Below are 14,321 nucleotides of genomic sequence, written 5' to 3' on the forward strand. Positions count from 1 at the left end.
TATGAAAATCAATTTAGAAATTTTAAATGAGCTTCAAGAAGAAGCAATGTTAGATTTATCACAAGAAGAACTTGAAAATATTCTTAAGTATGAAAATGAAATACTTAAAAAATTTGAAAAAGTATTGGCAATAAATACTGATAATGTAATGGAACTACATTATCCATTTGAAATTCAATCAAATACTTTACGAGAAGATGATGAAACTAATGTTCTATCAAAAAATGATATATTGAGTAATGCTCCAAGTACTAATGGTGATTTTATAACTATAACAAAGGTGGTAAAATAATATGGATTTTAAAAATACTACATTAAAAGAAATACATAATAAATTAGTTAATAAAGAAATTACACCATTAGAATTAGTAAAGCAAACTTTAGAGGTTTCAAAAAAAGAATTAAATAGCAATTTTTTAATTACTCTTTGTGAAAATGAAGCTTTAAAATCTGCACAAGAATTAGAAGATAAAGTTGATATAAATAATATTTTGTCAGCAATCCCTTTTATTCATAAAGATAATATTTCAACAAAAGGTATTTTAACTACAGCTGGATCAAAAATTTTATCAAATTATATTCCCTCATTTGATGCAACTATTGCAACAAAATTTAAAGATGCAAAATCAATTTTAATTGGTAAAGCAGCATTAGATGAATTATCAATGGGAGGAACTGGATTATTTTCATTTAATGGTGAAGTTAGAAATCCATATGATAATGAGAGAATAGTTGGTGGAAGCTCAAGTGGTAGTGCATATGCAGTTGCAAAAGGTATCGTTCCTTTTGCAACTGGAGGAGATACTGGAGATTCAATTAGAAAACCTGCTAGTTTCAATGGTATTGTTGGATTTAAACCAACTTATGGATCAATTTCAAGATATGGAGCAATACCATATGCGCCAAGTTTAGATCATTTGGGATTCTTTACAAATAATGTTGAGGATTTAGCCTATCTTTGTGAAGCAACATATGAAAAGGATATTAAAGACTTTACTTCAATTGAAAATAATCATGAATTCATAAAAAATATAAATTCAGTTGATAAGAAAATAAAATTTGGTTATATAAAACAAGTTGATGACATAATTGAAGGTCAATTGGCAAAAGAGTATAAAAAAATGTATGGTATTTTAAAAAATGAAGGTCATGAAGTTGTTGAATTAGACTTTAATGAAGACTTATTAAAAGCAATTCCTGCAACATACATGATGATTTCTTTTGCAGAGGGTGTTTCTTCAAATTATAATTTGGATGGAATTAAATATGGAATTAGAGCTAATGGAAAAGATTATAAGGAAATAATTAAAAATTCAAGAACTCAGGCTTTTGGCGAAACTGTTAAGAGAAGATTTATTATTGGTAGTTATCAATTAAAATCAGAAAATCAAGAATTACTTTTAGCTAAATCAAAAAAAGTAAGAAGGTTAATAGTAGAAGAAATTGAAAGATTATATCAAAAAGTTGATATATTGATTTTGCCTCCAACTATTAAACCAGCTCCAACTGTTAAGGAAGTTTATGGTGTTGATATAGAACAACAAAAAAATGAAAATAATTCTTTTATTGATGATTTATTAATTCTTGCAAATTTTAATGGTATGCCATCTATTACTATTCCTTTTGTTAAAGAAGACAATATGCCAATTGGTATAAATTTAAATGCAAAACCAAAAGAGGATTTAAAAGTTTTACAAGCAGCAAAATATTTGGAACAAATAATTAATGATAATTTTAGACAAGTAGGTGATTTTAATGAATAATTTTGAAGTAATTATAGGTATTGAAAATCACGTTGAATTAAAGACAAATTCTAAAATGTTTGGATTAGGACCAGTAACATATGGAGAAATTCCAAATTCACAAGTATCTGAAGTTGATATGGGTTATCCAGGAACTTTACCTTCTGTTAACAAAGAAGGTGTTAGACTTGCTTTACTTGCTTGTAATGCATTAAATATGCAAATAGATCCGCTTTTAAGATTTGATAGAAAGAATTATTTCTATCCAGATTTAGTAAAGGGTTACCAAATTACTCAACAATTTTTTCCAATTGGACAAGAGGGAAAATTAGAAATTACTTTAGAAGATGGAACAATAAAAATAATTGAAATTGAAAGACTTCATATTGAAGAAGATACTGCAAAACAAACTCATAAAGATGATTTAACTTATATTGATTACAATAGAAGTGGTGTTGGACTTGTTGAAATAGTTTCAAAGCCATTAATTAGAAGTGCATTTGAAGCAGTTGAATATGTAAATCAATTGAGAGAAATTTTATTATTCTTGGGAGTAAGCGATGTAAAAATGAATGAAGGTTCATTGAGATGTGATATAAATATTTCTCTAAGACCATATGGTTATGATGGTTTTGGTCCAAAAGTTGAAATTAAAAATTTAAATTCTTTAAGTAATGTTAAAAAATCAATTGAATTTGAAATTAAAAGACAATCAAAAATACTATTATCTGGAGGAGAAATTGATCAAGAAACTAGAAGATTTGATGAAGCATCTCAAGAAACTGTTTTAATGAGAAAAAAAGTTAATGCAGTAGATTATAAATATTTTAGAGAACCTAATATTTTTCCTATTATGCTTGAACAAAAGTGAATTAACGAAGTAGTTAATAATTCTCCTGAATTAGCAAGCAAAAAAAGAAAAAAATATACTAGCGAATATAATTTATCATTAGATGATACAAATTATATTCTTTCAGATTTAGCTCTTGTAAAATTTTTTGAAGAAGCAATTTTGTTAGGTTCTGACCCAAAAAAAATTGCAAATTATTTAATAACTGATATTAAAGCTTTATTAAATAAAGATGGAATTGAAATAAAGGATTCAAAAATAAAGCCTAAAGATATACACGAAATTATTTCTATGTTAGACGAAGGATTAATTTCTTCAAAACATGTAAAAACAATTCTTCCAATAGCTTTTGAATCAGAAAAAGATATTAAATCAATAACAGAAGAAAATAACTTAAAGTTAATTTCAAATGTAAATGAAATAAGAGATATTTTAATTCCGATAGTTGAACAAAATTTAGATTTAATAAAAGAACAATACGAACAAAGACCAGAAAGAATTGAAAAAACTTTAATGGGACAACTTATGAAAGAAACAGGTGGAAATGTTAATCCAACTGTTGCAACAGAAGTAATTGTTGAATTGATTAAAAATAGTTTATAAAAAAATGCTAATATTAGTTAGCATTTTTTTATTCTTCAATTTCTTGTTCACCTCTAATTTTTAGAACAAGATCATTTACAACATTATTTTTTGCATATACTCCAAGAATGTCTCCCTCTTTAAGAATTGTATATTCATCAGGAAGTATTGTCTTACCATTTCTTTTAATTTGAATTATATTAAAGTCTTTATTTGAAATTAATCCTGCATCAAAGATTGACTTATCAATAATATCTTCTTCGTAAACAGTAATACTTGTAAAGACGTATTCATTATCAATTGACTGTACTTCACTTTCAATATCAAAAAGTGATTTTGTAGCAACCATTTTTCCTGTTATAACATCTGGAATAATTACTTTGTCTTCTTCTAAACCAAGAGCTAAAAGTATTCTTTTATGTCTTTCATCTCTTGCTTTAACAATTATATTTTCCACACCTAAGTCGATTAAGTTTAATACTGTTAAAATACTTGATTCCATATTTCCACCAAAACAAACGATTACTCCATCATATTGAGATATACCATTTTTTTCAAGCGCATTTTTATTTGTAGCATCTAAAACTATTCCTTCAACAGATTCAAATTGATTTATATGTAAATTCAATCTCTCTTCATCATAATCAAATATTTTAATAAGTTGTTTTTTTTCATCAAGTGTTTGTGCAACTGATAGTCCAAAGTAGTTTGCTCCAAATATAGCAAAACTTTTTTTTCTAGCCATATTAATACCAACTTTCTAGCTCTTTAAATTATACAACTCTTTTCAGGTTTAATGTATAATTTAATGTAGATTTGAAAGAGGTTAATTTTTATGAAAAATTCTTCAAAAGATGAAAAAGATAATATAAAAAAGAAATCTTTTAAAAAGAAAAAAGATCTTAAAAATAACAATGAAAAGTTTTTTTATAAATTAAAAAATTGATGACCTTTTTCAAGGGTTAGTGGAAAAATAATAATGGCATATCTAATTGCAATCATAACAGGTGGTTTTTTATTATCAATTCCAGGAATTGTAAAGGACCCAGAGAATCATTGAGATTTCATAACAGGAATGTTTACAGCATCTAGTGCAATTTCAGATACAGGAATAACAATGATTCAAACAAATACGGGTTATTCTTTTATGGGGCAATTGTTAATAATTATAATGTGTCAAATTGGAGGAATTGGAATTCTTACAATTAAAATTACTCTTTTAGTAATGATTGGAAGAAAAGTTTCTTTAGATGATCAGAATATAGCTCAAACAGAGAGAGGTAATAACAGTTTATCCAATACAGTAGAAATGATAAAAGATGCTTTTATATTTTTATTATCTTTAGAATTAATTGGTTCAATTGTTTTGTTTTTTGGATTTTATTTTACTCCAATTTCTTTGAGTGGAACTGTTGAATTAGATCCTAATTCAGTTACAAGTCCATATAATGATTTTGGAAAATCACTTTGAGCTGCAATTTTTCACTCAATTAGTGCAACAAATAATGCAGGTTTTGATATTATAAGTGGAAATTCTTTGGTTCCTTATAATCAAGGAAATTCTCATGCATATTTAATACAAATTACCTTTTTATTACAATGAGTTATTGGTGGGCTTGGTTATCCAACATATCATGATATTAAAAAGAAAATAAAAGCTAGAAGAGAAGGAAAAAAAGTTAAATTCTCTTTATTTACAAAGTTAAATTTTATTACTTATATTACACTGTTTATTTTGGGACCAATATTAGTTTTTTTAACAGAATATTTAACTGTTGAAAACAGTCAAATTCTATTAAATGGCTATTATCTTGATAAAGAAGTACTTTCAGAAAAAAGTGGAGAAATTATAAAGACAAAAGTATGAGTATCTGATGGATGAAAACCCACTCATGTTTGAATGATGGATTTAATATTTAATGTCTCTTCAACTAGAAATGCAGGTTTTGCAACAGTTGATGTAAATAGTTTTACAGCTGGAAGTAAGTATTTATTATCAATTTGAATGTTTATTGGAGCTGCACCTTCTTCAACAGCGGGGGGAATTAGGACTACAACTTTTGCAATATGTGTATTGGCAATATTCTCAATTATGAGAAATAAAAAATCAGTTGAAGCATTTAAAAGAAAAATTCCAGATGAAACAGTTAAACGAGCATTTGCAGTAGTATTTATTTCATTCTTTATAGTTATAACAAGTATTTTTGTTGTTTATTTAGATAGTAATAAAATGTTATATGGAACAGATACAACAGAACATACTGAAGCTACTATAATTAAACTTATAATGTATGTATGTAGTGCCTTTGGAACTGTTGGTTTTCAACCATTTCCAAATGAACAGATTATACAATTAGGTGTATTGAGTAAAATCATGTTAGTTATAACAATGTTTATAGGTCAACTTGGTATTTCAAATACACTACTTGCTTTTGTAAAACAAAAAAACAAGCAAAATTACGGGTTCTTAGAAGAAGAAGTTACAATTGGATAAAAAAATGAACTATTAAGTTCTTTTTTTATCTTTATTCAAAACTTTTTATAAGCCAATAATAATGGGCATATAAAAGATACTTTAAATATATAAGTTTGACTTATATATTTAAAGTAGTATGATTTAGTGGTTAAGATTTTAAATCTTTGAGGTGAATAAATGAATACAAATATTAATGAAAATAAAGAGGAACTTGTAGACTCCAAGACTCTGAGTTTGGATCAAGAGTGATACAAACTTTCTAATAAAAAAATTTGTAGTGTTTTAGAAACGAATCCAGAAACTGGATTAACTGACAGAGAAGCTAAAATAAGACTTGAAAAATATGGAAGAAATAATCTGCCTAAAAGTAAAAAGCCAAATTGATTTGTAATATTTTTGAAAAGTTTTTTAGACCCACTTAGTTTAATTATGATTTTATCAGGTCTAGTATCAGGGTTGGTAGCTATTACCTCTCAAAAAATTGAAACAGTTGATATAACAGGATTAGTTATTATTTCAATAATAGTATTAACTAACTCAATTATTGCAACTGTTCAAGAAGTTAAGTCACTAAATCAAGTTGCGCATTTAAATGAAAATAAACAAACAGCAATTGTTTTAAGAAATTCAAAAAAGACGGAAATAGATATTGAAGAATTAGTTCCTGGAGATATAATTTTTGTTAATTCTGGTGGATTTGTTCCTGCAGATACAAGAATTATAGATAACCAATTATTAAAAATTGATGAATCTGCTCTAACTGGTGAAAATGAGCCAGTTAAGAAAATATCAGATTCAATTAAAGAACAAAACTTAATGTTAGGTGATCAAAAAAATATAGCATTTATGTCAACTTTAGTACTTGAAGGTAAAATGATGGGTGTTATTTTTGGAACTGGTCAAGATTCAGAAATTGGAAAAATTGCTACAAAAATTAGTTCACATAAACCAGAAAAAACACCTTTAGAAAGAAAAGTTACTCATTTAACTGCAACTATTGGTTTAGCATCAATAATATTGGGTTTAATTTTATTTTTAACTTCATTCTTTTTATTAACAGATGAAAATTCAAAAACTATTAAAGAATTATTAGTGATTTCAGTTTCTGCTGCAATATCTTTAATTCCTGAATCTCTAACAATAATAGTAAAAATCTGTTTAATGGTAGCAACTAAAAAGATGGCTAAAAAGAATGTTATTATTAAAAATCCAAAATCAATCGAAACATTGGGAAATGTTAATGTAATTTGTTCAGATAAAACAGGAACATTAACTCAAAACAAAATGACAGTTGATAAAATATTTATTGACTTCAAAGAAATGGACTATAAAGATTTTGAAAAAAATAAATATAAAGAATTAATAAATTGTATTACATTATGTAGTGATGCAATTGTTGAAAAAGAAAAAATAGGTAGTGCAACTGAGATAGCAACAATAGATTTTATTAAGAAATTTGAAATTGACTATAAAAAAATGCGCTTAATACATGAAAGATTTGATGAAATACCTTTTGACTCAAAAAGAAAACTTATGACAACTTTAAATGAAGTCGAAAGTAGAAAAATGGTTTATGTAAAAGGAGCAGTAGATTATTTATTAGATATTTGTACTAATAAATTAATAAATGGAAAAATAACACCACTTACTCAAGAAGATAAGCAAATAATTCAAGATCAATTATATAGTTTTGCAAAAAGGGGATTAAGAGTACTTGGTTTTTCTCAAAAGGACATAACAGAAAATAAAGAAAAATATGAATCTAATCTTACTTTCTTGGGTTGTGTTGCAATAATTGACCCACCAAGAGAAGAAGTAAAAGCATCAATTGAAGAAGCGAAAAAAGGTGGAATTCGTGTAATTATGATTACAGGTGATCATAAAATAACAGCTTTTGAAATTGCTTCAAGACTAGGTATTGCAGATAACAATTTTGATGGTGTTTTAACAGGTCAAGATATTAATGAATTATCAAATGAGCAATTAAAAGAAAGATTAAAGAGAACAAATGTTTTTGCAAGAGTTAATCCAGAACATAAGGCGTTAATTGTTGAATTATTACAAGAAGAAAACAATATTGTAGCAATGACAGGTGATGGAGTAAACGACTCACCAAGTTTAGTAAAAGCAGATATTGGTATATCAATGGGAATAACTGGTACTGAAGTTGCAAAAGGTGTAAGTGATGTTATTCTTGCAGATGACAATTTTAAAAGTATTATTTCTGGAGTTAATTCAGGAAGAAATGTTTATGAGAAAATTAAATACTCAATTTCATTTTTAATTGCAGCAAATATTAGTCAAATATTAACACTATTATTAATCTTAATAATTAATAAGGATATCGCTTTAAACTCAGTTAATATTTTATTTCACATTTTTATTATTGAAACAATAGTTGCAGTTCCGATTGGTATGCAAAAAGAGAGAAGAGGAGTAATGAAAAATCCACCTCCAACTCACAAAAGGGAAAGTTTATTAAAAGGAATCACATTACAAATTATTATAACTACTCTATTCAATACTTTATTCGCTGTATTAAACTATGAAATAGCAATATTATGATTTGGAAGTGATGCAAAAGAATTTGCAAAAACAGGAGTTTATATTGCAATTATGTTTTCACCAATTTTTTACTCATTGCTGTATAATAATTTCTTTCTTCCGATTAAAACAACAAAGGATTTAAAAGAAATTGATAAATATAGACCAAATAAATGATTATTAATTTTAATGTTGGTTGCATTTATAACAACAACATTAACGCTAATACCTATTGAAACTATTAATGAATTTTTTGATTTTAAAACAAAAGGATTAAATCCTATTTTGGCTATAATATTTTTTATAAATTCTTTATTACCAACAGTATGTATTTATTTAACTTATAAATTAATACTAAAATTTATTTAATATAAAACAAAAGGCACTTTTTAGTACCTTTTGTTTTATAAAAATATATAATTTATTACTAATAGCTGTCTAAAGAGGAGGACATTATGGAAGATTTTGAATTTGAAGCTAGTGGAGGAAAGTTTGTTAAAACTTTGTTTTACTATTTTATAAAAGAATGAAAATTATCAATTGCAATGTTAATCAATTGTATAGTTATTGTAATCTTAGCATTACTTTTACCAATATTAACTTTTCAAATGACTGGAGCCATTACACAAGAAACTTATAATACTGGAAAAAATATAATAACAGATATTTGAACTAATGATTGAAAACTATTAGTTTATATATCAATTGCTGTAGTTATAATATATTGCATATTTTCATATATATATGATTATTTAGCTTTTATTCTTGGAAGAAGAATTGAAATAAGTTTAAGAAATAGATGTTTAGAAAATTTAGTTAGACAAGATATTTCATACTATTCAGATAAAAAAATTGGAGAGATTTTAACTAAAATAGTATCTGATACCCAAATAGTTGGAGATCAAGCTGTTCAAGTACCATTACAATTTGGTTTATCATTTTTTGAAATAATTGGCGCTACAATTTTGATGTATATTTTAAGTTGACAATTAGCAACAGTAACATTTGCGACATTTGCTATAATTATGATTCTTATGATGATTTGTTTTTTTGCAACAAGAAAAAAAGTAAGTAAAGTTAGAGAAAGTATTACTGAAATAAATGGTAACGTAACAGATAGAATTGCAACTGTAAGACTAATTAAATCAGCAGGAACAGAAAATTATGAAACTGAAAGATTTAAAGAAGTACATAAAGATTTTTATAATAAATCAAAAAAAGTTGGTTCAAGACTTGCTCTTATGTTAACAATAATGTGAGGTGGAATATTTGTACTTCAATTCTCTACAGTAGTTAGTGCAATGTTGATATATGGTCAAGCAACTCAAGAAATTGCAAAAGAATTTTTTCAAACTACTTTTGCATCTTATAACTTAGCACAAGGTTTAATGTTAGCACCGCTGTTTAATATAATGGCAGCCTTATTTGGTTTAGCACAAGCATCTGTTGCATCACAAAGAGTTGATGATACAATAAATTCTAAATCAATATTGGATCCTCATTACTACGATGGAGAAATTATCGAATCTATTAAGGGAGATATTGAATTCAAAGGAGTTGAATTTGAATATCCTGAAAAACCAGGTAAAGTAATTCTACCTAAATTTGATTTTAAATTTGAAGAAGGAAAATCCTATGCGTTTGTTGGTGAAACAGGTAGTGGTAAATCAACAATTGCAAAATTATTATTAAGATTTTATGATCCATCAAAAGGTTCAATAATTATTAATGGAAATACAAATTTAAAAGATGTTAAGTTATCAACTTACTTAAATCATGTTGGTTATGTTGAACAAGATCCACAGATTTTATATGGTGATGTTTTTGAAAATGTTAGGTATGGTTCATTTGATGCTACTGATGAAGAAGTAATTCAAGCATGTCAAAAGGCTGAATTACATGAATTAGTAATGACATGACCAGGACAATATGAAACTATACTTGGTGAGCGTGGTTTTTTATTAAGTGGTGGACAAAAACAGAGATTAATTATTGCAAGAATGTTTTTAAAAAACCCAGAGTTACTAATTTTAGATGAAGCTACAAGTGCTTTGGATAATATTGTAGAAAAAGAAATTCAAGCAAAGTTAGATACTTTAATGAAAGGTAGAACAACTGTAACTATAGCTCATAGATTGAGTACTATTAAAAATGCAGATGAAATTATTGTTTTGGGAGCAAATGGTAAAGGTATTGTTCAAAGAGGTAAATTCAATGAATTAAAAAATCAACCAGGACATTTCCAACAATTATATAAAGCAGGATTAATAGATTAAATAAAAAAATAAACATTCTTGTTTATTTTTTTTATTTTTTTTGCAAAAAATGAAAAAAAATATTGATTTTAATAATATTAATATGCTATTATGAATAGGTAGAAATCTATCTATGGCTTTTTAGCTCAGTTGGTAGAGCAACCGGCTGTTAACCGGTTGGTCGCAGGTTCGAGTCCTGCAAAAGCCGCCATTATAATGGCCTGTTGGTGAAGCGGTCAACACACACGGTTTTCATCCGTGCACACACGGGTTCGAACCCCGTACAGGCTACCATTATTTCTATTTTTTTTCTGGAGTGTTAGCTCAGTTGGGAGAGCTCCTGCCTTACAAGCAGGCGGTCGGCGGTTCGAGCCCGTCACACTCCACCATTTTTTTTGCTGATGTGGCTCAATTGGCAGAGCAACTGACTTGTAATCAGTAGGTTGTAGGTTCAAGTCCTATCATCAGCACCACGCAAGAAATTACCAACCATAAAAGGTTGTTTTTTTATTGCTAAATATATGTATTATATAAGTAGGGAGTACAAGGATGAAAAAAAATCTATCTTTAATTGCTTATATTTCAATTAGTATATCTTTCATTTGTCAAATTTTAGTAATTAGTTTAGTTAAACCAATTTATTTAAAATTGAATAAAAATGAACTAGATCAATTAGTGTATATAATAATAGTTTTATCAGCTATGATTTTATTAATTTTTGGAGTTATTACTTTAATATTACTTATTAAAAATACAGTCAAATCAACTTTTATTGGATCAATAATTTTAATTACTTTGGGAGTATTATTAATACCTACCATCTTTTCATATACATGAATATTTGGAATTATTAATATAATTTGTGGAGTTATAATGATAATAATTGGTTCAATTCATTTGAAAACTACAAGAGAATACCTATAATACTTGTAAAATTTTATTTAACTATTTGAATAAAATAAAAAAAATGTTATTATAAATTTGTTATTTTATTGTCTCGTTAGCTCAGTCGGTAGAGCAACTGGCTTTTAACCAGTGGGTCATAAGTTCAAGTCTTATACGGGACACCATTCATCCGGAATTGGCGGAATTGGCAGACGCACCAGACTTAGGATCTGGCGTGGTAACACGTGGGGGTTCAAGTCCCTTATTCCGGACCATAAAGAAATTTAAATCACGAAAGTGATTTTTTTTTATTTGTGATTATTTTTTATTGCAATTATAAAAAAAGTGTTATATATTTATTTTTAAGAAAAGTTTGGAGAAATTATGAAAAATATTAACCTATTTACAAAAGTTAATAAAGTAAAATTGAGAACATCTTTTGTTTCTCAAACTTTTCAATTTTCTAAATTATTTATATTTAATTAATCAACCATTTTATTGGTTGATTTTTTTTGTAAATTTTTAGATATAGAAGGAGATACAAATGGAAACAAATGGAAAAATAGATTTAGTTTTAGAACCTCATCAAAGACCCAAGAATTTTGGTCAATGAGCAATTCTTTCTATACAACATGTATTTGCTATGTTTGGAGCAACAGTATTGGTACCTATTGTAATTAACCAATTAGCAAATGATAATGTAATAAATATATCAATGGCTTTATTTTGTTCAGGCTTTGGAACATTAATTTATATAGCCTTAACTATGGCAAAGGTACCTATTTACTTAGGAAGTAGTTTTGCATATATGACAGTATTGGGGATGAATTGAACTCAATGAGGAAACTCAATATTTATTGGAGTATTTGGAGTTGGAATAGTTTATATAATTATGGGTTTTATAATTCACTGAACAGGAGTTAAATGAATTAAAAAAGCATTTTCTCCAATAGTTGTAGGACCAATTATTATTACAATTGGTTTAAGTGCTGTACCAAGTGCTTTACAAAATATTGGTTTTGTTGCAGCTGATATTGGAAAAACTAATGCATGAGGAAACTATCCACAATGACTTGCAATATTAATTGGAGTTATTACTTTTTTAGTAGCTGCAATATGTATGTTAAAAGCAAAAAGTTTTATAAAAGTAATACCAATACTTATGGCATTAGTGATAGGTTACGTTTTATGTTTAATTTTACATTTTAGTCTTATAAAGACTGGTTATAGAATTGTTGATATTCAGTATATAACAAATACTAAGGATTGAGAGTGATATCCAAGTTTTAAAAAAATATGAGATGTAAATCCTTCAACAATTGGTCCTGCTTTAGTTGCAATTGTTCCAATATCTTTAGTTACAATGGTTGAACATTTAGGTGATCATATCAATATTGGAACTATGACTGGAAGAGATTTCATTAAAAACCCAGGAATAAGTAAAACATTAATTGCAGATGGTGTGGCAATGAGTCTTGCTGGGTTAATTGGTGGACCTGCAAATGCAACATATGCTGAAAATACAAGTGTAGTTGGTTTAACAAAAGTTGCAAGTGTTTGAGTAACAGGGCTTGCTGCAATATTTGCAATATGTATGAGTTTTATAGCGCCTGTAAATCAAATAATAAGAATGATTCCAGCACCTGTAATGGGTGGAATAAGTTTAATGTTATTTGGTATGATTGCTTCTAATGGAATAAAAATTATGCTTGATGCAAAAATTGATTTAAAGAACGCAAAAAATCTTGTTGTTATATCTGTAATACTTGCAATTGGGGTTGGAATGTCAATTATGCAAAAAGATATTAATTTGGGATCATTTCATATAACAGGCTTATTCCTAGCAACATTTTCAGGGGTTTGCTTAAACTTATTGTTACCAGAACATGATAATCTTGGAATTCTTAGCATATTTAAAAGAAAAAATAATTTATAATATAAATCTTGATTTAAGTAATAGAAAATATAAAAATAATAAATAAAACAATAGTTGTAAGTTTTTACTTTCAACTAGCTATATAATTTTAACTATTACAAGTATTTAATAATAAAGAATTAAAAAGAGATTCATTATTGAATCTTTTTTTATTCAAACATATAAAAGTAATCTATTGCTTTATAATCAATATTAGTAAATTGAGGTGAAAGTATGAAATTAAAGGATAATGTTATTATTTTTTCAGATTTAGATGGTACTGCACTTGGGAGTAATCATGAATTTAGTGATTTTACAAAAGATATAGTTAAAAAAGTTTATGAGAAAAATTATTACTTTATTCCAGTTACTGCAAGATGTACAAAAGATACATTTGAACAGCAATCAAAATACTTAGAATTAGATAAATTAAATGGCATTGCAGCTGCCAACAATGGAACACATATTTATGATTTCAAAACTAAAAAATGAATAAAACAAGAGTATATTTCAAGGGAAGTTCTAAAAGAAATATTTGAAATAACATTTGGAAAAATTGGAAAATATAAAGTTCATTTTATTGGAGATGACATATATTATGTATATGGTGAAGGTGAAAATTCTAGATATTGAAGTGATGTAATGAAAATTGACTATAAAGTAGTTGAATCATTTGAAGAAATTGATAAAAGAATAAATCACATAACTATTATTTTGGAAAAAAATACAACTGAAAATAGTATTCAAGAATTTTATAAAGATTTTTTTCCAATAACCAATGAACTTGATATAATCAAATATACAGATAGAGTTTATGAATTAGCAATTAAAGGTATTCATAAAGGATCTGTAGTTAAAGAAATTATAAACCATCTAGGTTTAGATAAATCAAATACAACAACTTTTGGATTTGGTGATAGTTTTAACGATTTTGAGTTAGCTGCGCAAGTAGATAACTTTGTAGCAATGGAAAATGGTTTAGATGAACTAAAAGAAAAAGCAGCATATGTAACAAAAACAAATGATGAAAATGGTGTTGCTGAATTTATAAAAGAAAATATATTATAAGGAG

General features: G+C 26.7%; 10 protein-coding genes and 6 tRNA genes. 15 read left to right on the plus strand and 1 reads right to left on the minus strand.

All coding sequences use genetic code 4. The annotated features are described in order from the left end of the window. Position 1: 1 nt before the first annotated feature. Genes gatC through gatB form a run of 3 tightly spaced genes read left to right on the plus strand, consistent with a single transcriptional unit; the run spans position 2 to position 3,195 of the window. Entirely contained in the window at positions 2-292 is a 291-nt protein-coding gene (gene gatC / locus SDIMI_RS00580; protein WP_020836054.1) for an Asp-tRNA(Asn)/Glu-tRNA(Gln) amidotransferase subunit GatC, read from the plus strand. Between the two features lies 1 nt (position 293). Next, positions 294-1,763, plus strand: a complete 1,470-nt coding sequence (locus SDIMI_RS00585; RefSeq protein ID WP_020836055.1) for an amidase family protein — start codon at positions 294-296, stop codon at positions 1,761-1,763. Further along, a complete protein-coding gene (gene gatB, locus SDIMI_RS00590; RefSeq protein ID WP_020836056.1) occupies positions 1,756-3,195 on the plus strand; it encodes an Asp-tRNA(Asn)/Glu-tRNA(Gln) amidotransferase subunit GatB in 1,440 nt (479 codons plus the stop codon). The genes SDIMI_RS00585 and gatB overlap by 8 nt, the downstream gene beginning before the upstream one ends. A 28-nt stretch (positions 3,196-3,223) precedes the next feature. Here gatB and SDIMI_RS00595 read toward each other — a convergent pair whose 3' ends face one another. Then, positions 3,224-3,919, minus strand: a complete 696-nt coding sequence (locus SDIMI_RS00595) for a potassium channel family protein (RefSeq protein WP_020836057.1) — start codon at positions 3,917-3,919, stop codon at positions 3,224-3,226. A 90-nt stretch (positions 3,920-4,009) separates the two neighbouring features. On the opposite strand from SDIMI_RS00595, the gene SDIMI_RS00600 reads away from it, so the two are divergent. The 12 genes from SDIMI_RS00600 to SDIMI_RS00655 all read left to right on the plus strand — a co-directional run bounded on the left by SDIMI_RS00600 (position 4,010) and on the right by SDIMI_RS00655 (position 14,317). Beyond that, positions 4,010-5,668, plus strand: coding sequence for a TrkH family potassium uptake protein (locus tag SDIMI_RS00600; RefSeq protein ID WP_020836058.1), 1,659 nt, complete (start codon positions 4,010-4,012; stop codon positions 5,666-5,668). Positions 5,669-5,827: 159 nt separating this feature from the next. Then, complete coding sequence (locus SDIMI_RS00605; RefSeq protein WP_020836059.1) at positions 5,828-8,563, plus strand: cation-translocating P-type ATPase; 2,736 nt, start codon at positions 5,828-5,830, stop codon at positions 8,561-8,563. A gap of 86 nt (positions 8,564-8,649) precedes the next feature. Next, positions 8,650-10,470, plus strand: coding sequence for an ABC transporter ATP-binding protein (locus SDIMI_RS00610; RefSeq protein WP_020836060.1), 1,821 nt, complete (start codon positions 8,650-8,652; stop codon positions 10,468-10,470). A gap of 114 nt (positions 10,471-10,584) precedes the next feature. Continuing rightward, a tRNA-Asn gene (locus SDIMI_RS00615) sits at positions 10,585-10,660 on the plus strand. 7 nt (positions 10,661-10,667) lie between these two features. Further along, positions 10,668-10,743 (plus strand) — tRNA-Glu (locus SDIMI_RS00620). Between the two features lie 19 nt (positions 10,744-10,762). Continuing rightward, a tRNA-Val gene (locus SDIMI_RS00625) sits at positions 10,763-10,838 on the plus strand. Between the two features lie 8 nt (positions 10,839-10,846). Beyond that, positions 10,847-10,922 (plus strand) — tRNA-Thr (locus SDIMI_RS00630). A gap of 76 nt (positions 10,923-10,998) precedes the next feature. Continuing rightward, the gene (locus SDIMI_RS00635) at positions 10,999-11,373 is read left to right on the plus strand and encodes a hypothetical protein (protein WP_020836061.1); all 375 of its coding nucleotides are present in this window, start codon (positions 10,999-11,001) and stop codon (positions 11,371-11,373) included. Positions 11,374-11,443: 70 nt separating this feature from the next. After that, positions 11,444-11,519, plus strand: a tRNA-Lys gene (locus SDIMI_RS00640). 5 nt (positions 11,520-11,524) lie between these two features. Continuing rightward, positions 11,525-11,609 (plus strand) — tRNA-Leu (locus SDIMI_RS00645). A gap of 269 nt (positions 11,610-11,878) precedes the next feature. Continuing rightward, positions 11,879-13,270, plus strand: coding sequence for a uracil-xanthine permease family protein (locus SDIMI_RS00650; protein WP_020836063.1), 1,392 nt, complete (start codon positions 11,879-11,881; stop codon positions 13,268-13,270). A 213-nt stretch (positions 13,271-13,483) separates the two neighbouring features. Beyond that, complete coding sequence (locus SDIMI_RS00655; protein ID WP_020836064.1) at positions 13,484-14,317, plus strand: HAD-IIB family hydrolase; 834 nt, start codon at positions 13,484-13,486, stop codon at positions 14,315-14,317. Positions 14,318-14,321 lie beyond the last annotated feature (4 nt).

The organism is Spiroplasma diminutum CUAS-1, assembly GCF_000439455.1.
GTDB classification, from domain to species: domain Bacteria; phylum Bacillota_I; class Bacilli_A; order Mycoplasmatales; family Mycoplasmataceae; genus Spiroplasma_A; species Spiroplasma_A diminutum.